Origin of the sequence: Acinetobacter sp. CFCC 10889, assembly GCF_003268395.1 — a bacterium.
Lineage (GTDB): Bacteria > Pseudomonadota > Gammaproteobacteria > Pseudomonadales > Moraxellaceae > Acinetobacter.
On sequence record NZ_LQXQ01000239.1, the window covers coordinates 14198 to 39419 of the forward strand.

The window sequence follows — 25222 nt, forward strand, 5'->3', positions numbered from 1 at the left end:
TTTTTAAAATTTAACTAAAATTCAAGACATCTATTATAGGGCGTACAGTATCGCATTTTTAGAAAAAAAACAGCCTTGATCTTGATGTTAGTCTGTTAATGCGACAGACAGTGACGTGATCAACTTTTTATTCAGTATTATTCTTAAAAAATTATTTTTTGATAGTACCCTTCTAAAAACGCCATCAACATCGGAATCTTTTCTGCAAAATTATCCATGGCATGATTACCCCGTGTTTCAGTGATCACAAAGGAAGATGGTGCATAAAATTGTTCTGCCTCACGATAATCAATGACTTCATCGCCTTGTTGCAATAACACCAGAAAATTTTCTGAATGCTGAAGTTTTTGTACTGCCATTTGTTCTAATGTTATCAACTGTGCATCATCTAAAGTCCATTGTGCATTTACAAAGTATGGCAATTGTTCTACACCAAAAAGTTTTCTAAACAGCACCCAAGGCTGCACAGCTGGATTGATGAGTACCGCAGGAATATTAAACTTTTCTGCCAATTGTGTAGCATAGAAACCACCTAAACTACTCCCCACCAACGCCACTTGATCCAATGATGTAATCATTTCCGAAAGCTGTTGTATCACTTCGTCAGGTCGACAATTTAAATCTGGCAAATGTACCTGACATTGGCTAATGTATTGACTATATTCATTAAGTTGTTGTCCTTTTATAGAGAGTGGACTGCTTTGAAAACCATGTAAATAAATAATATTCATCTCAAACCATTTGCAAATTTCAAAAAGCTGATATAAGTTATAATGTGATTCAAATCACAAAATGTTATAAATTGTATAACACCATTAATTGTCAGACAAAAAAACAATATGCTGAAACTTGAAACAGTATGCTAGTTAGGTTTCAAGATGATTAATAGAATGACATAGGGATATAAGCCTTGATCTAAATCATTTTTTAATGTGTTTGGATCATATGGAGGATAACGAAATATGGCAAGTTTAACACCACTACACGAAACGTATTGTAAATGGGATCGCTCTCCACCAAGTCAGGCTGACGTATTAGAAGGTCTAGCTCAACTCGTCAGTACACCGCTCAATGGTGTCGTACAAGATCTCATTCAATCCTTACAACGTGAAGTTTTACTCAGTGTTTTTGGTCTAAACAAACAAAAAGCCAAACGTTTTCAAGCACGTCCTTATGTCGAAAAAGTCTATCAATTTGGTTTTAATTCATTACAAAACTATGGTCATTATTTTTTAGCACCTGGTTTACGTAAAGTGATTGAACATTTTCCAAAATTACATGATAAGCCTTTAACTCCAACATTAACTTTCTTGGTCAGCGCGCTCAATGGTGTACTTGGTGATTATTTGTTAGCAACACATAACCCTCTAGCATTATCGACTGTGCTATATGACCATTATGGTGCAGTTCAGCAAGGTGATTTGGCTGGACGTGTGGTAATTTTTTCACATGGTCTGTGTATGAATCATTTGGATTGGAGTAATCGTGGTAACGGTGGAATTGGTGAAAAACTACTTGCCCAACGTGATAACAACACGATGTTATACGTACATTACAACACAGGTCGTCGTATTTCTGCCAATGGTCGTTCTCTGTCAAATATGTTAGAAGATTTAGTCAAACGTAATCCTCGTATTACCAGTATCGACTTGATCGGACATAGTATGGGTGGATTGGTTTCTCGTAGCGCATTGTTCTATGGTAAACAAAATCTGCACCAATGGATCCATATGGTTGAAAACTTGGTGTGCATTGGCTCACCTCATCATGGCGCAGTTTTGGAACGTTTTGGCTTTGCGTTGCAAGATAAAATCGGACATTTTCCACTGGTCAAATTGGTCAGTCATATTGTCAATATCCGCAGTAATGGAATTTTAGATTTACGTTTTGGTAGTGTTCGTGACGATGATTGGGAACATAATACTGCTCGTATTGGTTTGATGGATGACAACCGTAAACCAGCTCCACTCCCATCTTATATCAACACTTATCTCATTGCAGGTACACTTGAGTTTGAAAATCGCAAGAATCGTACACTCAAAGTCATCGGTGATTATTTAGTCAGTGTCAAAAGTGCTTTAGGTGAACATCCTAATCCAAAATTCCAGTTAAAATTACCAGAAGCACATAAAGCTGTATTTTATGGTTTAAATCATTTTGAGTTGCAATATCATCCACATATTGCTGAGCAAATTGCTAAATGGTTCTATCCACATCATGATGAAATCGCTGAAGAACAAATTCGTAAATATCTGATCAAATTGGAAAGTATGCAAGGCATCGTGGAGACTTAAGTCGAGATTCCATCACATTTAAATACTCAAAAAATGCCAACATTCATGTTGGCATTGTTATATTTAAGCAGGATATTTCCTAAATAATTGCCATAGACTGATCAATGCCAATACACTAAAGAATGTCAGAGACCACACCGGTAATGACTGTCCCAAGAATGTCCAATCAATCATGGCACATTCACCTGAACCTTTCAGGACATTTTCAAAAACTGATTTTAATGGCAAGGTATCCACCCAATAGTCCAACCCCGGACCACAACTCGGCACTTGGTCAGGGGGTAGGTTTTGCAACCATACATGACGCCCTGCGATTGCAACTGACCATCCAATCGAAACCAAACCTAAAAAAGCATAGAAACGTTTAAAAGCATTGGTTTTGGGATGATGTAACAATGCAATCAGGGAAATAAAACCCAATCCAATCAAGCCAATACGCTGAAATACACACAAAGGGCAAGGATCTAAACTTTGTACGTGTTCCAAATACAACGCAAATGCCATTCCTATGACACTTGCTAAAAATAAAAGACCACTAATGATGCGATAACTCTGCCATTGCATGGCTGTTCCTCTAATTTTTTGATGTGGTGATATCATCTAAATTTGGCAAGATAATCGTCAAAACTCAAATCTGTTTCTTGCTCAAGTTGCTGTTGTTGTTGCAATGATGATGTCGCAAGTTGTTCAAAATACGCTAAAGTTTCTGTACTTAATACATGTTGTTCGTAACTTTCCACATGCTGATGTGCCATAGCACTGCCAAAGCTCCACGTACCACCATTTTGTAAAGTATCTTCGATCACTTTTGCTGACAAAGTCGCATCCACATTGGCAATGCGTTGTTGCATCACAGTTAATGCATCTGCATATAAAGTCGTGTCATAGCTTTGATTGAGCAATGCAGCCAATGGCAACATTGCCTGTAAATGCTGAGATGCCCATTGTTCAAGCGGATAAGTTTGTCCAAGTTCTTGAATCGCAGCATTCGGCGCACGTCCACGATTGACCACTTCATTTTGATTTTTTTCAATCAGGTCTTGTTCTTCTTCCCAAAGTTCAGGACTGTCTTTGAGCAAACAATACAACGCCAATACTTCCAAGAAGCCTGCGGTGGTTTCGTTGATGCCGATGGCTTCGTATGGATTGACATCGACTGCACGTAATTCCACATAACCAATACCACGTTTTGCTAAAGCTTCCGAAGGGGTTTCGCCTGCTTGTGGTACTTGTTTTGGACGGACTAAACTGTAATATTCATTTTCAATTTGCAGCACATGATCATTGATCTGAATCGGTTCGCCATTGCCATCATTTAAACCCAAATGACTAAATTGTGCATACGGTGTATTGACTGCTTTTTGCAGTTCTGCGACATAGCATTGAAGGCTGTTATAGTGAATACCCAATTGCTTTTGCGCAGAATTTTGGTAACCAAAACGCCCCATTCGCAAAGCTGTTGCATACGGAGTAAATAATGTGCCTTTAACCAAAGGCAATAAATGATGCTCACGCCCTGTCATAAAACATCTACACACTGAAGGACTTGCACCAACCAAATACATCACCAATGGTGTTAAGCGAATAAAATTACGCACCAAACCCAAATAACGATGGCTGCGATAATCTTGCAGGCTGAGATTTTTTAATGCATCATCAGACTCATGTTGTTGTAATTGTTCAAATAAAGCATCAGGGAATGACACATTATAATGCACACCCGAAATGGTCTGCATACGGCGACCATAGCGAATACCTAAACCATGACGGTATAAAGTTTTAAATTTACCAATATTCGATGAGCCATATTGTGCCAAACGAATATTTTCTTCTTGATCATCCAACATACATGGCATCGACAAAGGCCACAGTTTTTCACCATTTTCCAAATGGCGATGTACGACTGCATGGATGTCTGCCAAATAATTCAGTGCTTCAGGAATACTTGCTTTGGGTGGCGTAATGAACTCCATTAACGCTTCAGAATAATCTGTCGTAATATGCGGATGAGTTAACGCTGAACCCAAACTTTGTGGATGATCTGCCTGAGATAAGAAGCCATTACTTTGCATACGCAAGCTTTCACGCTCAATGCCACGCAACATGCCTTGTAATAATTCAGCACTTGCCCAAGTCGGCAAAATGGCTTGAGAATTGGCTTCAGTTTGACTCATCATGTACTCGCTTATCTTAAAAAAGTTTTTAAAATAAAATATTTTTGATGCCCGCAGTATAACGTGAATTATCGATATACATGCATATTCAAAATGCTTTTAGACGTAATATTCATTTTTCGGCAATTTTTTATCACAATTGAACGCTTTTAGACACTTGAAATTTGTGATTTTATGCAAGAATCCTTTTAAAAGAATTTAAATACACATGAAAGCTCAAGACATTCTCGATTTTTGGTTTAGCCCAAGCACTCAACCTTTTTGGTTTGCAAAAAGTGATGATTTTGATCAACAACTTCATCGCCGTTTCAGTGAAATTTTAGTGCAAGCCACGCAAGCCGAATTGTATACATGGCGTGATACTGCCGAAGGTCGTTTGGCGGAAATCATTGTCCTTGATCAATTTTCACGAAATTTATATCGTGATCAAGCCGCAGCTTTTGCACAGGATGCACAAGCGCTTAGCCTTGCCCAAGAAGCGATTCATTTGGGTTTGGACACTACTTTACGCCCTGAGCAACGTTCATTTTTATATATGCCCTATATGCACAGTGAATCAAAACTGATCCATGAAGAAGCATTAAAATTATTTGAGGCTTTGGGCAACCCGATCAATTTGGATTTTGAGAAAAAACATAAAGTTATCATTGATCGTTTTGGACGCTATCCACACCGAAATGCAATTTTAGGGCGTGAATCGACTGCGGAAGAAATCGAGTTTTTAAAACAGCCCAATAGTGGGTTTTGATTTAAATTTTTACTCAGAATTTATTCAATCAGATACACCGAGATGGAGGAAAATACTTCCATCTTTCCCCTCAAAAATAAAATCATCCCAAGCACATTCATACCATGAATTTGTTTTCACAAACACCTGATAAACTTTCTGTACAACAAGCAATGACTTTAGCTCTACTAAAAAATTTTCAAGAAAAGACTGTTGTGCATCTCGCTCATTCAAAACAAAAGCTTCATATTTATCATCCAAATAGCAATCAGAAGAACCTAAACCGACTAAACTTTCATCAGCATCATCCGCTTTTTGATAACTAAAAAGCCATGTCTTCAATGCATCACGTACTTTCAAATCAGTCAGAGAAAGTTCTTCAAATGTAATTTTGGCATCAGAATACATCTCTAAAAAATAATGCTGAAATGCATTTTTACTCTCAAAATTTGTATGCAAATTAACTATTTCAAATGTATAACCATGATTGCATTTGGTATTGATGAGGGCGAATGCTGCTAACACTCCCGATAACCGTCCCAATTCAAAATCAATATTTTTCATTTTATGTTGTTCTATTCACTTATCATTAAAATAATTATACATCAAAGGGATTTAACAAATTTCTGCTTGAAATACATCATTTCCCCATCCATTTCAGGCAATATAAAGGATATACATTATTCAGCCATACTAAGGAGCGAAACATGAAAAAGACGCTCATCGGTCTGACTATGGTGACAATGCTCACAATGGTCGGATGCGCTACAACACCCTCTCAGCCCCGCACTTTTGACCAACTTGGGCAGTTTTCAATGCTACCATTAAATACCAATACTTTTAGAATTGGCTTTGAAACTCGCAACATGAGTTATGGTACAGCCGAAGAAATTACCCTACTCAAATCAGCACAAACCACAGTACAAAACGGTTTTCAATTTTTTAAAGTTCTCGATGATCCAAGCAATCGCACACAACAGCCACCTCGTAGAGCTGTAGTTTATCCAACGCCAAACTATTATCCATACGGTTATCGACGTCACGGTTTCTATGATCCATTTTATGACATACCACAAGTGGTCACACTCGACCCAACCCAAGTGTCCTATACCATTGAATGTTATAAAGATAAAAACTCAGCACCGAATGATGCCTTTGATGCACGCCTGATTTTACAATCTTTGGGGCAAAAATATGGTGTCAGTCCGACAGGACAGGTATTACAACCGCAAGTGACTGATGTATCATCAAACAAACAATAATTTTCAGGATGTTGCATGAACCAAGCCGAAGACGTGAATGTACCGAGTCTGAACCGCAGTAAACGCTTTGCCACGATTGCCTTGGTTGTGGCGGTGCTGATTTGGATTGCGCTGATTATTGCAGCCAAACTTTTACCTGAATACGTTTGGTTGATTCACATCTTAATGCTCGGTGCAGAAGCAGGCGTGGTTGGTGGTTTGGCAGATTGGTATGCCATCACGGTGCTGTTTCGCAACCCTTTCGGTAAAATTCCGATTCCTAAATTTTTACGGGATCACACGGAGATTATTCCCCGTAACAAAGCCCGCATTGCTGAGTCGATGGGTAAATTTGTACAGGAAAATTTCCTATCACCGCAAATTGTGGAAAAAAGTCTGCAAAAAACTGACCTGACTTTGGCGGTTGGACAATGGCTTGCCAATCCCAAAAATAACAGCCAAGTGACCGATGTCATTCAACAAACGGTGCCGAAAGTTTTTGACTTTGTGGGACAGCAACAAATTGGAAAATTCATCCAAAATAACAGCGTACAATGGGTGAAAAATACGCAAATCAATCACCTTGCAAGTGAAATGCTCCGTGCAGTTTTGGACAATGATTTCCATCAAGATGTGCTGCAACGTGGCTTGGACATGGCTCATGAATGGATGGTCAATCATCCTGAACAGACACAGGATTTGACCCGTCGTTTGTTCAAAGAATTGGGCGTGTGGAAACTTGCCAAAGGTGCGAGTTGGATTGGTATTGATGTGCAACAACGCACGATTGATTCGTTATTGGAAAAAGTTGAAGCGATTTTGGCTGATCCTGAACATCCATTTCGCAAGAAAATTGAAGATGTTGCCAACGATCTGATGCTACAACTTGCGGATAATCAAAGTGCGGTCAGCATCCGTTTGAATGAAACCAAAAATGCATTATTGGACAGTGAATCGGTACTGAATTTCATCACAGGTGCTGTGGTGATTTTATGTGATGCAATCAAAGCGGACTTGTTAAAAGAAGACTCAGGCATTGCGCTGAATTTGCGTGTTGCGATTCAGCAAGTCGGTGAAAACTTAATTGAAAATCAATCTGTGCGTCAGTTATTGAATGAACGTATGAGTGAAATGGCGATTCATTTAAGTGATCAATACAGTGAAAAAGTGATTAAATTTATCAGTCAACGTATCCATGAATGGGACTCTCGTGAAATGATTGATAAGATCGAAAGTGAGGTCGGTGGCGACTTACACATGATTCGGGTCAATGGCGTAGTGGTGGGTGCTTTTATTGGTCTGACCTTGGGTGTGATTCGAGCGGTAATTGATTATTTGATATAAAATTCTTAAAATTTTAGCTTTTCACATTTGTTATTTATGCAATTTAGATCTGATATCAATGGACTTCGAGCTTTCGCTGTACTTGCTGTTGTTCTGTTCCACTTTAATCCTCAATGGTTACCAGGAGGATTTGCAGGAGTAGATGTTTTTTTCGTCATTTCTGGATTTTTAATGACTGCTATTATTTTTAATAGTATAGAAAAAAATACCTTTAATTTCTTTCAGTTCTATACTGCTCGTGCCAATCGTATCATTCCTGTTCTCACAGCAGTGTCTACTGTATTGCTTGTATTTGGCTGGTTTTATCTCATACCTACTGATTATCAAGATTTAGGTAGACAAATCGAAAAAAGCGCTTTCTTTGTGTCCAACCTTTTGTTTGCGAAAGGAGGAGGTTATTTTGATACTGCTGAACATACAAAATGGTTATTGCACACATGGTCATTGTCTGTGGAATGGCAATTTTATATATTCTTCCCTGTTATCATCATCATATTTAAAAAATATTTCAGTTTAATCAATTTAAAGCGTATGGTAATCGCTTTATTCTTAACCAGTTTGATTTACTGTATTTATGCGACTTATAAAGACAGTAAAACTGCGTATTTCTTACTCACAAGTCGTGCCTGGGAAATGCTTTTGGGAGGATTGGCGTATCTGTATCCGTGGTCACCTAAAAAAACTACACATCAAGTCACCATACAATTTATAGGCTTGGTCATTATTGTAGCCTCCTATTTTTTAATTTCCAATACAACACCTTGGCCTGGATATATGGCGCTTATTCCAGTACTAGGGACTTACCTGATTATTGTCAGCAATTATCAACATAATATGCTCATTAATAATCCTGTTTTTAGCTATATTGGTAAATGGTCATACTCTATTTATGTATGGCATTGGCCTTTAGTCGTTCTTGGGTATTATTTTGAACTGACTGATTGGTGGATCTATGGCATTCCCCTTTCAATTTTACTTGGCTTTTTAAGTTATCAGTTGATTGAAAAAATCAAATTCACCCGATATTCATCATGGAAAGAAATATATAAAGTGAAAGCCTTTTATATGTTTTTATTTATTTCAGGATGTGGATATACCATTAAATCCATTGAGGGTATGGATTTTCGTCTGCCTCCAGAAGCCCGAATGATCAGTCAAGAAATGACCAATTCAAACCCTTATAAATGCGATCAAAAACAACTCTATGAATGCATGATTGGAAAATCTTCCAATATTAAAGCCATGATTATTGGTGATAGTCATGCAGATACATTAACAACCTCTTTGGCATCTGTCTTTGACTTAAAATCAGAAGGTATTATTTCATTATCAACAAGTTCATGCCCTCTCATTTATAATATGAAATATTATAATAAAGATAATCCGTGTCCTAAAATCAATCAGGAGCGTTTCAATTTAATCTCATCACAAAAATATAAAAATATTCCTATTGTTTTAGCAGGGCGCTATTCAAACTATGTACTGGGAGAAAATGATCCAGACCGTATCCCGAGTGGTGGCTCAAAACCTGAAATTTATTTTGGAAATCATCCAGAGCTCTCCCAAGAGCGCAGATTGGTGTTATTTGAACAAAATTTAACGCAAACTTTATGTGAAATTTCTAAAACGAATCCGCTGTACATTGTTCAGCCTGTTCCAGAGCAAGGCTTTAATGTTCCTAAGAGAATTTTGGAAAATTTGTTTTATCATCGTAATCAACAGCTCTCTATTTCATATGAAAGCTATTTGCAAAGATCTCAGCAAGTCCGTGAAATTATTCATAGAAGTGCTGTAAAATGTGATGTCGAAGTATTGGATCCTGCTGCGATTTTATGCAGTACAGGAGAATGTATTTCTGTATATAAAGATCGACCTATTTACCGTGACAGTGATCATTTAAGTGAGTATGGAAATAAACTCGTCTCTCCTATATTTAAAAAAGTTAAGTAACTTTCAGGAGTTGGAAGTGTATCAAAAGTATGCTAAAAGAAAGACAGGAATAGGAAAACCATCAATAAAGTGAATATTATCAGCACCAAAACGAAAACTTAGTTTTGCTGTAATTTGTTGATTAATATTCCATAAATTTGCACAGTGTTTGCAGAAATTAGGATATGAACCTAACTGAGGAAACCACTCAATCCAATTATGTTTGAAATACATCCATATATTTTTATCTGAATCTAGGATGAGAAACTCACCCACAATTTGCATGGTGATAATTTCAATATCACTTAAAGCGGGTGGAAAACCTCTAGTTCTTAAGGGTTTTGTGACAATGAAGAGATATATTTCCTCTATGATTAAGTAAATAGAAATGATAAATTTGTGAATAGACATAACTTAGTTTATTTTCTTGGTCGAAAATTAAATTTGCCTATTTCCTTTATATTTCAATGATTTAAAAAGTTGAGATTCGCGTTGCTTATTGAATTTTAAAAGACGATTTTACTCCATCTCTACCATAGTAATAATAAATCCCTTTGCTTTTATAAAAGAACACACTGTAGTTGATGCTATATATTTTATTTTCAATAATTTTTTGAGCAGGTGCACTCTCAATCCACCCTTGTGGTAGTATTGAATATTCTACTGAATCAATTAGATAGTCTTTATTTTTCTTGGAGTTGCAGTATATCTTCCACATGAGTTTATTTCTTTTTCCACTTTCATCAAGTTCATAAATAGTAATACCAACATTAACTTGTACTTTTTTATTTTTACAAATATTAGAACTTGAAAAGCAAAATATTGGATTCCCATTATTCTCACCTACAATACTAATACTTTCATTTTTTTCACAACCTGTAAGTAATATAATTAAAAAAATTAAAAAATATTTCATATTACTTCATCCCATTATGAATCATTGGAGTACAGGACTGTATATTTTTATTTTGTGCGGTGAGTGCTATTAAACTATATCTTTTATCAGTATAACATGTATGTGCATATATTCAGCCAAAAAATCACTCGACCAATAATCCAAAATACCCTTTTCAAGATCATCCATTATTCTTACAAATAAATTTACAACGGATTTGTACGCTAAAACGTACAAAAGTTGAGGGTATTTCCCAATATACAGCACCTGCTGAATTTCATATCATGAACACATAGAGAGCAGGATGCTCCAGACAATAATAAGAAAAGATAGCGATGGACATGCAGGTTCGACAGGAGTCAAACCAAAGCATCAAATACGTAAAAAAGCCTGACAGGAAGTCAGGCTTTTTTATTTTCAGCAATAAAGCCATGTATTAAAAAATCATAAGCAATACCTATTCAGCTCACAAAACCGACCTGCTACACTCAATTCAATACATTAAAATTCATACCCTCATGATCGAAATCCACTCCAAACTCCCTGCACAAGGTGTCACCATTTTTAGTACCATGAGTGCGATGGCACAACGCTTAAATGCGCTCAACCTCTCACAAGGTTTTCCTGACTTTCCTGCACCTCCTGAACTTTTACAAGCTTTGAGCCAAGCTACACTGGAGGGAAATAACCAATATGCTGCAGGTGATGGCTTACTCAGTTTAAGAGAACAGGTTGCAGCACAATTTCACAAAAGAGACCAACTGAAATTCGATCCCATCACAGAAATCACCATCACACCAGGGGCAACCATTGGTATCTTTGCTGCGATTCAAGCCATCGTCCATGCAGGTGATGAAGTGATTATTTTCGATCCAAGCTATGACAGTTATGCGCCGAGTGTACAATTGGTTGGTGCGAAAGCCATTCACATCGCACTACAAACACCAGACTTTTCAGTAGATTGGAACCAAGTTAAAGCTGCGATTACAGACAAAACCCGCATGATCATTGTCAATACGCCACATAATCCCACAGGTGCGATTTGGTCGAAGCAAGATTGGTTAAACCTGATTGAGCTGATTGAAGATAAAAATATCGTGGTGTTGTCCGATGAAGTTTATGAACATCTGATTTTTGATGAACAAAAGCATTACTCTGCGCTGTCATTTCCAGAACTGCGAGAACGCAGTTTTGTCATTGGTTCTTTTGGCAAAACCTTTCATGTCACAGGCTGGAAAACAGGCTATTGTGTGGCTACACCTGAGTTAATGAAAGTCTTTCGTCAGGTGTATCAATTTGCCAATTTTTGTGGTGTGACTCCCGTGCAAATTGCCCTGTCTAATTTTATGCAACAACATCCTGAACATATTGAAAATTTATCGCACTTTTATCAGCAGAAACGAGATGCTTTTAATGCAGGTTTACAGCAATCTCGCTTTAAATTTACACCGTCACAAGGGACATATTTTCAAAATGTCGATTATTCTGAGATTCGTCCCGATTTAAATGATGTCGAGATGTGCAAGTTTTTAGCAGAACAGCATAAAATCGTAGCCATTCCAGTATCGGTTTTTTATCAGAAAGCCCCACAAAATTTACGCCTCATTCGTTTTTGTTTTGCCAAAAAGCAAGAAACTTTGATGCAAGCCTGTGAAATTTTGAGCCAAGTTTAAGCACATATTTTTATGAGAATATGAAGCCTTAGTTACTTAAAAGCTAAGGCTTTTTTGTAGAATTATGATATTTTGAAGTACAAAATAATTTCAATGGATTGGACAAAACAGCAAAAATGTCAGCAAAAGATAATTTATTGCATCATCAAAAATTTTGGAAAGGATTTTTAATCTTTTTAGTGCCATTGATCGCCACCAATATTTTACAGAACCTTTCAGGTACGATTAATACCATCTTTGTGGGACAAATGATGGGTGTGAATGCAATTGCTGCGATTGCGGTATTTTTTCCTATTCTATTTTTCTTGTTGGCATTTGTGATCGGACTTTCCGCAGGTACAACCGTTTTGGTTGGACAAGCATGGGGTGCAAAAAACCTTGAAAAAGTGCGGATGGTGGTGGGTGCAACCTTATTTATGACCCTCATTGGTGGCTGTATTATTGCCATACTGGGTGTGATATTTGCTAAGCATATTTTACTGCTTTTGGGGATTGATCCTGATGTGATGCACTTATCTTTGCCTTATGTGCAATGGATGCTTGCAGGAAGTCCGTTATTGTTTATTTATATTATTTATACCTCGATTTTACGGGGTGTGGGTGACAGTACAACACCTTTGATTGCATCCAGTATGACGATTCTCATCGGTGTAGTCGTAACACCAATTTTGATCGCAGGTTATTTTGGTTTTCCTCAACTTGGTATCATCGCACCTGCCATTGCCACCAGTATTGGCTATGTAGCAGTTTTAGGGTTTTTGGCTTTTTATTTAAATTATCGTGATCATGCTTTAAAACTGGATAAAGCCTTACTTAGCCATATTAAATATGATCCTGAACTCACCAAAATTATTTTGCGTTTAGGCATTCCAACAGGCATCCAAATGGTCACTACCTCTGCCGCAGGTTTAGTCATTATTGGATTAGTAAATCATTATGGTTCACATGCTACGGCTGCATACGGTGCAGTCAACCAAGTGCTAAATTATATTCAATTTCCAGCATTATCTATTTCGATTGCAGCATCCATTTTTGCTGCTCAAGCCATCGGGGCAGGTAAATCGGAACTTTTACGTAAAGTCACACGCACTGCTCTCATCATGAATATTGCGATCACAGGGAGTTTGGTCGTTTTGGCATATTTATTTTCCAAATATTTAATGGCGTTATTTATCACAGATCCAAGTGTCATCGAACTTGGGCAAAATTTACTGTTTATTGTGTTATGGGCAATTTTATTTTTTGGTGCAGGCTCAATTTTTGCCTCGATTATGCGTGCGAGTGGCACAGTAACTGTACCCATGATTTTAAATGTCACCGCTATTTTGCTGATCGAAGTACCTGCTGCGTATCTATTTAGTGACTGGTGGGGCTTAAAAGGCATTTGGTATGCCTATGCTTTGGCTTTTGTATCGTTGTGCTTAATGCAAGCCATTTATTATCAGTTTGTATGGAAGAAAAAGGCAATTAAAACTTTGATTTAGATGATTAAATATGAAGTATAAATAAAGAATACTGGTTGACTTTTCACTTAATACATAATTTTTATAAGATTTTAATTTAATCATATTTTTCATTGCCAATTGACCTTGTTATAACCCTATGTACACATTGAATATAACAAGGTTCACCACATGGCAAAAAGACAAATTAAACTCGGTGCTTTTATTCCAACCACATCACAACATGCCGCGGGTTGGCGTCATCCCGAAGCCCGCCCACAAGATCATCTTAGCATTGACTATGCCATTGAACTGGCAAAAACTGCAGAAAAAGGTTTATTTGATGCTTATTTTTTAGCAGATGGTTTATCTACACACTGGAGTCATGGTGCATCAAAAAACAAAAATACGTTAGGTCTCAGTGATAAGTCCGCAGGCTTTGAACCCATTACTCTATTTGCAGCCATTTCAGCTGTTACACAACATATTGGTTTTATTGCAACTGCCTCGACAACCTACGAAGAGCCTTATTTATTGGCACGTAAATTTGCCTCTTTGGATCATATTTCCAAAGGTCGTGCTGCATGGAATGTCGTCACCACCTCATCCGCAGATACTGCACGCAACTTTAATGTTACTGCACATCCTGATGCAAAAACCCGTTACGCACGTGCCGATGAGTTTATTACAGTAGCACAAAAACTATGGGACTCATGGGAGGATGATGCTTTTGTACATGATAAAAGTACAGGACAGTTTTTTGATGTCAATAAAACCCATGAACCTTTACATCATGGGCAGTTTTTTAATGTACAAGGGGCTTTAAATATCCCTCGTCCACCACAAGGCTATCCTGTGATTGTACAAGCTGGACAGTCTGAAGATGGACGAGAATTAGCTGCCAAATATGCCGAAGTAATTTTTACTGCGCAGCAAGATTTAGGAGATGCACAAGCCTTTTATCGTGATGTAAAGTCTCGTTTAGCCAAATATTCACGCCATGTGGATGATGTCAAAGTCATGCCTGGTGTTTCTATTTTCGTTGCACCTACAGAACAAGAAGCTATTGAAAAATATCAACAACTTAATGCATTGATTCACCCAGAAGTTGGACTCGGATTATTGGCAGGTTTGGCAGGCGGCATCGATCTATCGCAATATGATCTGGATGCTGCATTTCCCAAACTCCAAGACTCCCAAATTGATTTCTCTAGCCGTCAGCAAATGATGATTGATATTGCTGAAAAAATCAATTCAGCATTCGCCAACTCTATGAACATATCGCTTCTGCACGTGGTCATTGGACACTCATTGGAACCCCCGCACAAATAGTTGATCAATTACAGCAATGGTTTGAAAATGAAGCTGCTGATGGCTTCAATGTTTTACCTCCAACAACACCTGCTGGCTTAAATGATTTTGTTGATTTAATCATTCCTGAATTACAAGCACGAGGCTTATTTAGAACGGCATATGAAGGTACGACTTTAAGAGAAAATTTAGGTTTAAAGCGTCCTGAAAATCAGTATGTTTTAGCAAAAAATGCACAACAAGCCTCTTAGGTTTAAAATATTCAAGATATAAAAAATGCCCTCTCACGGGCATTTTTATTGACTGTATTTACCATGCCAATCCATAGCGTTCTAATTCATGTGGCTCAGCAATCACTTTTTGATCTTTGAAATCCTGTAAAATATCATGTTTTAAAGCCGTTAAACGATAATCTTCTCGTCGACGTGGACGCTCCAAATCAACATTGACAATGCGTTTAATCCGTCCCGGATTAGGCTGCATCACCACAATACGATCCCCCAACAATACTGCCTCTTCAACATCATGTGTTACCAAAATCGTGGTGACTTTTTCCGATGATAAAATGTGCTGCAACTCTTGTTGCAGGTTTGAACGAGTCAGTGCATCCAAAGCACCAAACGGCTCATCCAACAATAAAATACGAGGTCGATTCACCAAGCTGCGTGCAATCGCCACACGTTGGCTCATCCCACCTGAAAGTTGACTCGGATAAGCGTGTTTAAATGCACTGAGCTGTACTAGCTCCAAATGATAATCAATCAATTCTTGTTTCTCAGCCACTGTAAATTGGCTTTTTTCCAAAGCCAATGCGATGTTCTGTTCAACGGTCAACCACGGAAACAAACGATGATCTTGAAAGACTATGCCTCGATCTAAACTTGGTCCCTGAATTGGCTGTTGATCGATCTGAATTGAACCTTCAAAATCAGCATCTAAACCAACCAATAATCTCAATAAAGTCGATTTACCACAGCCACTATTGCCAACGATACTAATGAATTCACCAGCAGCAATTTCTAAATTAATATGATCAAGCACATGTAAATCTTGGGCTTTGCCATGAAAAAATTTATTTAAATTTTGAATACTGACTTGTCCTGCAACGCTCACTTTTTGATTCATGTTCTACCCTCTTATTTATGTACGCCTTGACGCCAACGTAAATTATAATTTTCAAAATATTGTGCAACTTTGGAAAATGCCAAGCCCACTAATGCAATGATTGCCATGCCATACAACACTGTTTCCATTTGAAAAAGATTTTGTCCATCTAAAATGGGATTGACTACACCGGGTGCTGCGACAAAGAAATATTCTGCACCAATGGTTGCCACCCAAGAAAATACCAATGCAATATTTAATCCTGCAAAAATACTGGGTGCTGCTGAGGGCAAAATTACTTTGAAAAAGGTTTTCTGACGACTAAGTTGGAAAATTTGTGCCACTTCTTTATTTTTTTCTGAGACATTTTTTACCCCATCATAGGTATTAAAAAATACGGGATAAAATACGACCAATGCGATAAAAATAACTTTGGATAATTCACCATTGCCAAACCACATAATCATCAGTGGAATCCATGCAAAAACTGCAACGTGTTTAATAGCATTTAAGGTCGGTGAAAAAAAGCGATCTGCCCAGAGATTTAAGCCTAATAACAACCCTAAAGTTGCTCCAAGAATGCCACCAACAATAAATCCTGTCGTATTACGCAGCAAACTATAGGCAATATTTTCAAATAGCTCTTTACTTTGCCAACTGTCTACAAAAACCTGCCAAACTGTTTGTGGTAAGGGCAATAATGCACGATCCACCCAGTTTTTATGGCTCACAACAGTCCAAATAAACAGTAAAATCAGGGGAATCACCCATGCTCTCAGGTCTATTTTTTTCATTATTTTCCCCCTTATTTTTGTGTTGTCCATGCTGAAAAACGTTTTTGAATAAACCGAATGACCAAGTCAAAAGCAAAACCCACCACACCGATTACAATCACAGTTGCCATCACCACATCAAGTTGGAAAATTTGCCGTCCATAAACCATGAGATAACCTATGCCCTCACTCGAAGCCAGTAGTTCCACTGCAACCAATGCCCCCCATGCACTGGCAAGTGATAAACGCAATCCACCAATAAAACTCAGAAATGCACCGGGTAATACCAAATGTTTAAAGCGAGACCATGCATTTAATTGATAGACATTTGCCACTTCAGTCAATGCTGTGGGAATATTACGTACACCTTTAAATACATTAATGGTCATCGGCACTAAAGCAGATTTTGCAATCAAAATAATTTTCAAGGCTTCATCAATACCGACCCATAAAATCAGCAACGGAATCCACCCCACCACAGGAATCAAATTAATCACTTTAAACGTCGGCCAGACATATGCCTCAACTGTTCGAGACAAGCCCATTGCCAAACCTAAAATCAGCGCAATAACAATGCCAGCACTAAATCCGTAAGCAATTCGTGTCAAACTAACACTGAGATTGCTCCATAACTCACCACTGCTGTACAAATCTTTTAGGGCTACCCAGACCAAATCAGGCGCAGGTAAGAGCAAAGGATTCACCCAGCTTTTTTCAACAGAAATATGCCAAAGCCACAACAAAGCAATTGGAAAAATACCACCAATCCACCATGCCCATACTTTTTGACTTTTTAAAATATTGAATAGAGTAAATCTATGTTGTGCTGGAGCTGAAGAAATTTCCGAACGACGCTGTGATTTAAAAACAATTTCTTGTGACATTTTTTAATCTCCAATTAACCCCCTTGGCTTATTTTCCATTGGCATTTAAAGGTGTCCAAAATGTCTGTAAATTCAAAGTTTTTAATGCATTATTGACATATTTAGGTTCGATCCATTGATCAACATCAACATTGCCTCGAATCAATTTTAAATCTTGCCCTGCTTTCAGCTTTTGCTTAATCAGATTGATATTGTAGGCATCAAAAATTGGTGCACTGTGACGCTTTAAATCTACACCTGTATTGGCTTTGACGAAGTTGGCATAAGGCAAGCCTGATTTTGACCATAGTTTAAATAACTCAGTTTTATTGGTAGGATTACTTTCCCAAGCTGCTTGTTTCACCAACACATTGACAACTCGTTGTACAGTTTCAGGATATTTCTGTTCAAATTTGGAATTCACCAATACATAACCCGAAAGTTGGTTCTGTGTTGGTTCTTGTTTGGTGCTATAAATAATTTTAGCAATTCCACGATCGACCACTGGAAATAGCGTTTGGTTACTCCAAATCGCATCCAAATCACCACTTGCCAAAGCCGAATAGCCGACTGCACCATCCGTATTCACAATACGAAAATCTTTTTCAGATAAACCTTGACGCTTAATGGTATTGATAAAAGATAAATGGACATTGGTACCTTTAAAGAAACCAATACGTTTACCTTTCAGATCAGCAAAAGATTTTGCACTTGAACCTTGCGGCACTGCTAAGTACGCATTGTCATTGGTACCTGCAATTGCAACCAAACGTGTATCTAACCGACTCGATTTACCAATCAATGCAGGTAAATCACCAATCCATGTAATATCAACCAAACCATTGGCAAAAGATTCATTGATCGCAGGACCTGCGCCTTTAAAATTATTCCACTGAACCTTAATGCCATCTTTTTGAAATTCTTTTTCAATCAAACCTAAGGTTTGTGTGGTTGCATAATAATTACTATAGCCCACAGGTCGATTGCCTGTACCGACATAAGGCGTTGACAGGCGAATTACGGTTGGCTTTGCTTCTGCTGCAAAAATCTGCACACTTGAAAATAAAGTCGTTGTTGTAAGTACACTACCTACAAGTATTTTTGACCATGCTGACATTGTATATTCCTCTTTAAATTTTAAAATTCGTATTAAAAGCCATATTGGAACTGTGCAACCAGTTCGTTATATTTTTGGTTGATAATTTGATTGTCTACGTGGTTAAAATTGAGCTGAAATTTGGTGGTTTCAGCAAAGAAAGCATTTAAACCAACGCTATGAATATCTATTTTTTGATGATCTAAACGGGTATCTCTGTCGATGCTGTCAAATCGGTAAAAGCTTTGATAAGACTTTGGCCACCAGTCGTCATAGCGCCCTTGACTACGGAAGCCTTTAACAAATTGCTCGCCGAAATTCCAAAATAATGTACCTGTATGCGCTTCACTTTTACGGTTATAAACACCACCTGTAGCATTGATAAAAGTGTCATCTTCGCCTTGCACATATTCATAGGTCACACCAAAAGGATGATGGTTGTAATAAATATCGAAACCTTTACGCAGCACATCGCCTTTGCCTGCAAAGCTCGCTTCAGTGCCACTCAAATCAAATAAATTACTTTTGCCCTGATACCAAGAAACACCAAAGCTGAGTTCACGTAACCATGAGTTGTATTCCGCAGGTAAGGTATAGCGCAAACGCCCAACAAAGTTCTTATCATCGTTGTCATCCGACTTATTTGCACCATTGCCATTCACCAAACCAAAGGCATAGCTCAACATCGGTGAACGGTAGTTATAGCCATAATCCACAGTGGGAAATGCATCACCCCGTACAATTAAACCCACTTCACGTAATGCCAAACCGTAGCCATAACCGGGTAAACTAAACAGTGCATTATTAATGGTTGGTTTTAAATCTTCGGTGGCTTGAACTTCTTGCCCAAAAGGTAAAAGTTGCTGTCCCAAAGTGACACTCAAACGCCCTGTATCTAAGCTCATGGTTGGCAACACGTTATAAATCAACTGCGCATCTAACAAATTTAAATAACTGTTATTTGTGCCTGATTGCGGTGAAGTACCAAAACGTAAATTAAAATCTAAGTTTTTCCCCTCGTTATAATCCTTGTACAAATTGCCACTAAAACCCACTTGGACTGCACCAAGATCAAAGGATGAATGGCGATCATTCACCGCTGTTGTGGTATTTTTTCCATTTGGCAAACTACGTTGTGATTCATCCACATAGGCAGCTTTGGCTTGCACCACACCGTTGATCAACAGTTGACGAGTCGACAATGCGGTCTTGGTGTCTCGTTCACGTTGGATTTGGTATTTATAATTTTCCAAATCACTTTGCATCCCCTGAAACTCAGCCTGCGTGACATAACGCTGATCTGCATTTTCATCAATATTTCCATCCACATTTGCATCAAAATTCTCTGCTGCATTATCTGTACTTGGTGCACCTGTCGTTGCAACGATCAGATTTTCTTGAGAATTCTGCGCAGCCGATTGGTTTTTTAAACGGTTAATTTCACTCTTTAACTGCTGTAATGAACTTTCGAGTTGTGCCACTTGTTGCTGTAACTGCTGAACATCGCTATCAGCATGGCTTAAGGAAATACTTGCACTTAAAAGGCTGACTGTTGCGAGAACATATTTAAAATTTTGCTTCATCAAACGTATACACCTACAGCTTTGCAAGTGATACATCAGTCGACTTAATCAGCACAATCACTTGGCTTCCGACCTGTAAATCGAGTTGTTCCACAGAACGTGTGGTAATGACTGAAGTGAAAATACCTGATGCAGTCACTACATCAACTTCAGAAACCACATCGCCTTTGATAATTTCTTGAATTGTGCCTTTCAGTTGATTTCTAACATTGATTGATTGAATCGTCATAATTAATTCCTAAAGCTATTTAGAAATTAATATGTAATATTTTTATAATATTCAAAAATAATATAAATAGATTTAAATATCACATTTTTTAAAATAAATAATTTAATATCTAAATATCATTAACTTTACATTTTAAATATTGCAGATCCTTAATAATAATATTTTCATATTGCCACTCAATAATATTCATACTAACCAAGTTTTTAATTTCCTTATTGATCGTTTGTCTGGATGTAGAGAGTAGATCAGCCAAATCATGCTGGGATATTTTTAAATAAATTTCTGTGCCTAAAGGATGATGCAGACCATATTGCAATGCCAAATTAAGCAAAGTTTTACACACTTTTTGATGTAAATTAGCCACATGCAAAAATTTAATTTCAGCAATGAGATGGTGCATTCTAAGCGCAACAATATCGAACACATCTTGATTTAAACTATTGTTATTATTTAATTCTTCTAAAAAAATAGACTTAGGAATGACCAAAACACGTACTTGATTAAATGCATAATAATCATAATCTATAATATGCCCTTTCAAACATGGCAAAGCATTCATCAGATTTTTTTCTGAAAAATAATGAAATGCATGAAAACGCCCAGATGCACTTAAATATCCGATATGAATAATACCATCCAATAGAATATAAAGTGCTTCTGAACAATTTTCTTTATTTAAAATTAATTCATTTTTTTGATATTTTCTAATATAAGCATAATCTAAAATATATTTAATCCGATCTCCAGATAAACTCTTAAAAATATTTTTTAAAACATCAAAATTAGAAACAGAATTTAAGTCATAATATTGCATAAAAATATCCATCTAATATTTTTAGTTTATATTAGATGGAGAATAAAAATTGAGCTAATGATTTATTCTGCTGTTTAACGCTTATTTTATGCAAAGTTATTTTAAATTTTCTATGTGCTTATGAAACTTTTTCATAAGTACCTGTTTCACTTTGACGATAGTCCTGAATATCAAATTTTTCTTCTTTATGAATGGTTTGACTCAAACGACCATCGACACCCACAGGAACATCACCAGCTAAAGTCACACGGCGTACGACACGATGCTGATCACCATAATCATTGATCGCACGATGTTGTGTTGCTCGATTGTCCCAAATTGCCACATCACCGACACTCCAGCGCCAACGCACAATATTTTCCTGTTTCACCACATAACTTTGAAATAAATCAAACAATTTACGTGAATCTTTACTATTAAAACCCACAAAACGTTTGAAAAAATGCCCCAAAACTAAGGTTTTTTCGCCTGTTTCAGGATGTATGCGCACCAAAGGATGTTCCGTTTCATATTCTGTAGATTTGAAGAAGTTTTTATACTTTGCCAATGCTTCTTTATTTACCGTAAGCTCACCATTGGCATAATCATAATCATTGCTATGGATCGCACGAAGCGTATCAGCCAAAGCTTTTAACGGTTCTGGTAATGAGGCATAAGCAGAGGTTGTATTTGCCCAAGCTGTGTCGCCACCCGCTTCTGGAGCAATAACACTACGTAAAATAGATGCTTTAGGATAAGCATCCAAAAATGTAATATCCGTATGCCAACTGTCTGCACGTGCCCCATGTGCTGAATCTAACTCTAAAATATGTTTAGAACCATTTTTGATTGGCACAGTTGGATGGTTAAGTGGTGTTCCTAAACGTGCGGCAAAAGCTTCTTGTTCAGCATCATCCAAATGATGTTGTGCTTTAAAGAAAATGGCTTTGTATTGCAGCAAAGCTTGGTTAATTTCAGCAATGACTTGATCATCAAGCTGCCCAGACAATGTCACACCTGAAATTTCTGCACCAATCCGACCTGTGATCGGCTTAACTTGAATATGTTGATAGCGATGGCTCATTGTTATTTCCTCAAAATTTTTATCATTAAATAAGAACAAAACTGTCTATGACTTGATCTTGCCAAAAGTCTTTATTCTAATCTGTCAAATAAGTGACATTTTTATTCTATATTTCAGATAAGAAAGAAATTTAAAATGCTTTAGCCTTTAAAAATATATAACTATTCAACGAAAAATAGCCGCTATTTATTTCATATTCCACACCGTTCAATGCAATAATCAAATAAATAAAAAGCTATAAATTCAAAATATTAAATACAAATACCAACAATAAAAAATTAGTTTTCTTTAATTAAATCTTTCATATCCAAAGCGGTTTGTGCTTGTAGCTTCTGTGCATTCCTTGCAAGAATTTTTTTCGCTTCAGCACTCTTTAAATCATAAATTACAAAGTTTTTTGTAGAGATGAAACCATCGTAAAGTACAGCTCCATTTAATACGAGAATTCTTTCATTACTCAATGCAAGCACTTTAAAAGGTGCAGCAGCCAATTGAAAAGATCGTCGAGTACCATTAAATGCTCCCGTTGTATCAATAAAATGCATGAGATATTGATATCGTGTATCTAAATCTTGCTCATCTTCTTGTAATTTAGATTGCTTGTAATCTATCGCTGCATAAGGATGACTTTCAGTGATTTCAACAAAGAATGCACCTAAATTGTCCAAATAATCCATGCTGTGTAACTCACGTTGATTACGTGTGTAATATGTATGCTCATCTTCATCAATATATAGCTCAAATTGTTCAGTCAAACGATTTAAACGTGTATCGTAAATTGAGAAATTTTCACCTGATCTATCTTTAGTTTTTACAATATAACGGTATTGCCCATTACGATAAATAACAGGATATGGCACTTCAAAAGTACTGTGATAGAAGCTCATATCTTGGGTATTCATATAGATATACGGATCATCAGGCCAATCACCTAAAATTTTAATATTTCCAGAAATGGGACTAAATGTTAAATCAATTTCTCGGCAAAAATGTCCTTGATAAGCATCAGGCAAAGCTTTGTTTTCAATCTGTCCTGTTTTAAGCGTAATTTTTGAAATGCTGTTTGCGACACCATTATAAACAAATAAATTTTCACCACTTTCATCCAATAGCAGTTTACGTGGATAACGCTCAACTTTATATTTTTCAATCACTTGATTATTAGACAAATTGATTGCAAACACTTGGTTGTAGTCTAATGAAGCCACATAAGCAGTCTTACCATCTTTGCTGATTGCGACATCCGCAGCGCCAACACCACGACACATATTGTGGTCACAACCATCTCGTTCATGCTGTAAAGGATATTGATAAATCAGTTGTTCTTTTAAAGTCTTCGTATCAAAACGATAAAGTGCATTTTTCTCAGAATGCGTATAATAAATATCATCACCATACACCCGTAGATCACCCAAAAAGTCTAGATTCGGCAATGTGCCTGCTTGATAAGGTAATGCTTCAAGCGTTACATGCTGTTGCATAAACTGCTGTATATCCGACTTGGTTTGCTGACAGCTGGCAATAAATTGTTGTTGGTTTTGTTCGGCACGCTCTAGCATGTATTCATCAGGTGCTTGCCCTTGCCATAGCTCACGACATGGATAAACTTTTGATTCTAAAGCTTCTAATTGTGTTGATAAGCTTTGTGATGAATCAATTTTTACATTGGGAAATGCGGCAATCAAGACCTGTGTTCTTTTTTGATTCTCAGTGGAATTCAAATAGTTTTTAAACTTTTCTGCCCACTGCGGATTGTCTTTGGCTTGGTAGGTACTATAGAAGCGTGTTGCCATATAAAAAGCATCATAGGCTTTGATTTGTGCATTTAAAAAATGCCCTGTTTGTAAAGCAAAGGTATTCAATTGGGTAATGTTTTCTATATGCTGCTTATAAACTTTTTTTGAATCAATATTTTGGAATGTTTCCAAAGTTTTCTGATATTGATCAATTTCTGTCACTAAACTTGCCAATTGCTGAACTTGTTTTTTATAAATCTCCTGCATTTTTTCAAGTTCACTGCGATATTGTGTGTGATTTTTTTGGCTTAATGCAGGTAAGGGTTGGTCAAAATCTACTTGCTGTAAAATGGCTTGGTTAAACTTTAAATAAAATTGAATCTGCTGTTGAATACCATCAACACGTGTATAAATATCTGATAATTCTTGATATAACAAAGCATCTAATTTTGATTTCTTGGGTGATAATTCTCTTAAATCGAGTGCTTGATGATCTTCAACATAGACTTGCATTTGCTGCTGTGCTTTCTCAAAGCGGGGAACTTCCCTAAGGCGATCATAATAATTTTCTAAATACTCATGAAATAAACGATCTTCTGCATCTTGTTGTACATAATCTGGATATAAACGTAAAATGGTTGGACGCATTTTAGCTAAAGACTGCTCATAATGATCTTGTTGAGATTCTTCATGATCTTCTGTTGTCTCATCCTGAGTATCCATATTTTCAGCACTTGGTACTGCGGCACTAGCATCTGTATTTTCAACATCTTGGGCAAAACTGTTAGAACTCAAAGGTAATAATAAAGCAAGGCTTAAAGCTAAAACGCTATTTTTCATCATCATTTTCCAATTGTTATCACACATCACTTACAAGGATGATATTTATCATTCGTTCAAAACGTCTTTTTTATACACAAGTTATTTTACA

21 protein-coding genes and 2 pseudogenes are annotated in these 25222 nt (G+C 37.0%); 8 read left to right on the top strand and 15 right to left on the bottom strand.

What is annotated here, in order from left to right:
- Positions 1 to 143 precede the first annotated feature (143 nt).
- Positions 144 to 731: a YqiA/YcfP family alpha/beta fold hydrolase gene (locus tag AVJ19_RS21810; RefSeq protein ID WP_111861507.1), complete on the bottom strand. Its 588-nt coding sequence runs from the start codon at positions 729 to 731 to the stop codon at positions 144 to 146.
- Between the two features lie 231 nt (positions 732 to 962).
- Between AVJ19_RS21810 and AVJ19_RS21815 the strand changes: the two genes are divergently transcribed.
- Positions 963 to 2294, top strand: coding sequence for an alpha/beta hydrolase (locus tag AVJ19_RS21815; RefSeq protein ID WP_111861508.1), 1332 nt, complete (start codon positions 963 to 965; stop codon positions 2292 to 2294).
- 63 nt (positions 2295 to 2357) lie between these two features.
- On the opposite strand, the gene AVJ19_RS21820 is transcribed toward AVJ19_RS21815, so the two are convergent.
- Together AVJ19_RS21820 and gshA are read right to left on the bottom strand one after the other, a co-directional pair.
- The gene (locus AVJ19_RS21820) at positions 2358 to 2858 is read right to left on the bottom strand and encodes a disulfide bond formation protein B (RefSeq protein WP_111861509.1); all 501 of its coding nucleotides are present in this window, start codon (positions 2856 to 2858) and stop codon (positions 2358 to 2360) included.
- Between the two features lie 32 nt (positions 2859 to 2890).
- Positions 2891 to 4468, bottom strand: a complete 1578-nt coding sequence (gene gshA, locus AVJ19_RS21825) for a glutamate--cysteine ligase (protein ID WP_111861510.1) — start codon at positions 4466 to 4468, stop codon at positions 2891 to 2893.
- A 208-nt stretch (positions 4469 to 4676) separates the two neighbouring features.
- Between gshA and AVJ19_RS21830 the strand changes: the two genes are divergently transcribed.
- Positions 4677 to 5216: a DUF924 family protein gene (locus AVJ19_RS21830; RefSeq protein ID WP_111861511.1), complete on the top strand. Its 540-nt coding sequence runs from the start codon at positions 4677 to 4679 to the stop codon at positions 5214 to 5216.
- 24 nt (positions 5217 to 5240) lie between these two features.
- Here AVJ19_RS21830 and AVJ19_RS21835 read toward each other — a convergent pair whose 3' ends face one another.
- The gene (locus AVJ19_RS21835) at positions 5241 to 5759 is read right to left on the bottom strand and encodes a hypothetical protein (protein WP_111861512.1); all 519 of its coding nucleotides are present in this window, start codon (positions 5757 to 5759) and stop codon (positions 5241 to 5243) included.
- Positions 5760 to 5902: 143 nt separating this feature from the next.
- Here AVJ19_RS21835 and AVJ19_RS21840 point away from each other — a divergent pair, with 143 nt between their 5' ends.
- From AVJ19_RS21840 to AVJ19_RS21850, 3 genes are read left to right on the top strand one after another with little or no spacing between them, the layout of a single operon-like run.
- Positions 5903 to 6457: a CC0125/CC1285 family lipoprotein gene (locus tag AVJ19_RS21840; protein WP_111861513.1), complete on the top strand. Its 555-nt coding sequence runs from the start codon at positions 5903 to 5905 to the stop codon at positions 6455 to 6457.
- Between the two features lie 15 nt (positions 6458 to 6472).
- The gene (locus AVJ19_RS21845) at positions 6473 to 7780 is read left to right on the top strand and encodes a DUF445 domain-containing protein (RefSeq protein ID WP_111861514.1); all 1308 of its coding nucleotides are present in this window, start codon (positions 6473 to 6475) and stop codon (positions 7778 to 7780) included.
- A 36-nt stretch (positions 7781 to 7816) separates the two neighbouring features.
- Positions 7817 to 9730 carry an acyltransferase family protein gene (locus AVJ19_RS21850; RefSeq protein ID WP_111861515.1) on the top strand — a complete coding sequence of 638 codons (1914 nt, stop codon included), beginning with the start codon at positions 7817 to 7819 and terminating at the stop codon, positions 9728 to 9730.
- Positions 9731 to 9772: 42 nt separating this feature from the next.
- Here the strand turns inward: AVJ19_RS21850 and AVJ19_RS21855 are convergent.
- A pseudogene (locus AVJ19_RS21855) lies at positions 9773 to 10120 on the bottom strand (IS982 family transposase); the annotation flags it as partial.
- A gap of 85 nt (positions 10121 to 10205) precedes the next feature.
- The gene (locus tag AVJ19_RS21860; RefSeq protein WP_111861516.1) at positions 10206 to 10625 is read right to left on the bottom strand and encodes a hypothetical protein; all 420 of its coding nucleotides are present in this window, start codon (positions 10623 to 10625) and stop codon (positions 10206 to 10208) included.
- 497 nt (positions 10626 to 11122) lie between these two features.
- On the opposite strand from AVJ19_RS21860, the gene AVJ19_RS21865 reads away from it, so the two are divergent.
- The 3 genes and pseudogenes from AVJ19_RS21865 (at position 11123) to AVJ19_RS21875 (ending at position 15281) form a co-directional block, all read left to right on the top strand.
- Positions 11123 to 12277, top strand: coding sequence for a methionine aminotransferase (locus AVJ19_RS21865; RefSeq protein WP_111861517.1), 1155 nt, complete (start codon positions 11123 to 11125; stop codon positions 12275 to 12277).
- A 116-nt stretch (positions 12278 to 12393) separates the two neighbouring features.
- The gene (locus AVJ19_RS21870) at positions 12394 to 13761 is read left to right on the top strand and encodes an MATE family efflux transporter (protein WP_111861518.1); all 1368 of its coding nucleotides are present in this window, start codon (positions 12394 to 12396) and stop codon (positions 13759 to 13761) included.
- A gap of 150 nt (positions 13762 to 13911) precedes the next feature.
- A pseudogene (locus tag AVJ19_RS21875) lies at positions 13912 to 15281 on the top strand (LLM class flavin-dependent oxidoreductase).
- Positions 15282 to 15339: 58 nt separating this feature from the next.
- Here AVJ19_RS21875 and AVJ19_RS21880 read toward each other — a convergent pair.
- The 9 genes from AVJ19_RS21880 to AVJ19_RS21920 form a co-directional block, all read right to left on the bottom strand.
- Entirely contained in the window at positions 15340 to 16155 is an 816-nt protein-coding gene (locus AVJ19_RS21880; protein ID WP_111861519.1) for an ABC transporter ATP-binding protein, read from the bottom strand.
- A gap of 11 nt (positions 16156 to 16166) precedes the next feature.
- Positions 16167 to 16928 (bottom strand): ABC transporter permease, encoded by a 762-nt coding sequence (locus AVJ19_RS21885; protein WP_111861520.1) that lies wholly within the window; start codon positions 16926 to 16928, stop codon positions 16167 to 16169.
- An 11-nt stretch (positions 16929 to 16939) separates the two neighbouring features.
- Complete coding sequence (locus AVJ19_RS21890; RefSeq protein ID WP_111861521.1) at positions 16940 to 17791, bottom strand: ABC transporter permease; 852 nt, start codon at positions 17789 to 17791, stop codon at positions 16940 to 16942.
- 28 nt (positions 17792 to 17819) lie between these two features.
- Positions 17820 to 18887 carry an ABC transporter substrate-binding protein gene (locus AVJ19_RS21895; RefSeq protein ID WP_111861522.1) on the bottom strand — a complete coding sequence of 356 codons (1068 nt, stop codon included), beginning with the start codon at positions 18885 to 18887 and terminating at the stop codon, positions 17820 to 17822.
- A 32-nt stretch (positions 18888 to 18919) separates the two neighbouring features.
- Complete coding sequence (locus tag AVJ19_RS21900; RefSeq protein WP_111861523.1) at positions 18920 to 20449, bottom strand: hypothetical protein; 1530 nt, start codon at positions 20447 to 20449, stop codon at positions 18920 to 18922.
- A gap of 13 nt (positions 20450 to 20462) precedes the next feature.
- Positions 20463 to 20678 carry a TOBE domain-containing protein gene (locus AVJ19_RS21905; protein WP_111861524.1) on the bottom strand — a complete coding sequence of 72 codons (216 nt, stop codon included), beginning with the start codon at positions 20676 to 20678 and terminating at the stop codon, positions 20463 to 20465.
- Positions 20679 to 20787: 109 nt separating this feature from the next.
- Positions 20788 to 21492, bottom strand: a complete 705-nt coding sequence (locus tag AVJ19_RS21910) for a Crp/Fnr family transcriptional regulator (protein ID WP_228203433.1) — start codon at positions 21490 to 21492, stop codon at positions 20788 to 20790.
- A gap of 118 nt (positions 21493 to 21610) precedes the next feature.
- Positions 21611 to 22555 (bottom strand): TauD/TfdA dioxygenase family protein, encoded by a 945-nt coding sequence (locus AVJ19_RS21915; protein WP_111861526.1) that lies wholly within the window; start codon positions 22553 to 22555, stop codon positions 21611 to 21613.
- A gap of 278 nt (positions 22556 to 22833) precedes the next feature.
- Positions 22834 to 25131, bottom strand: a complete 2298-nt coding sequence (locus AVJ19_RS21920; RefSeq protein WP_162626716.1) for a YncE family protein — start codon at positions 25129 to 25131, stop codon at positions 22834 to 22836.
- Between the last annotated feature and the right edge of the window lie 91 nt (positions 25132 to 25222).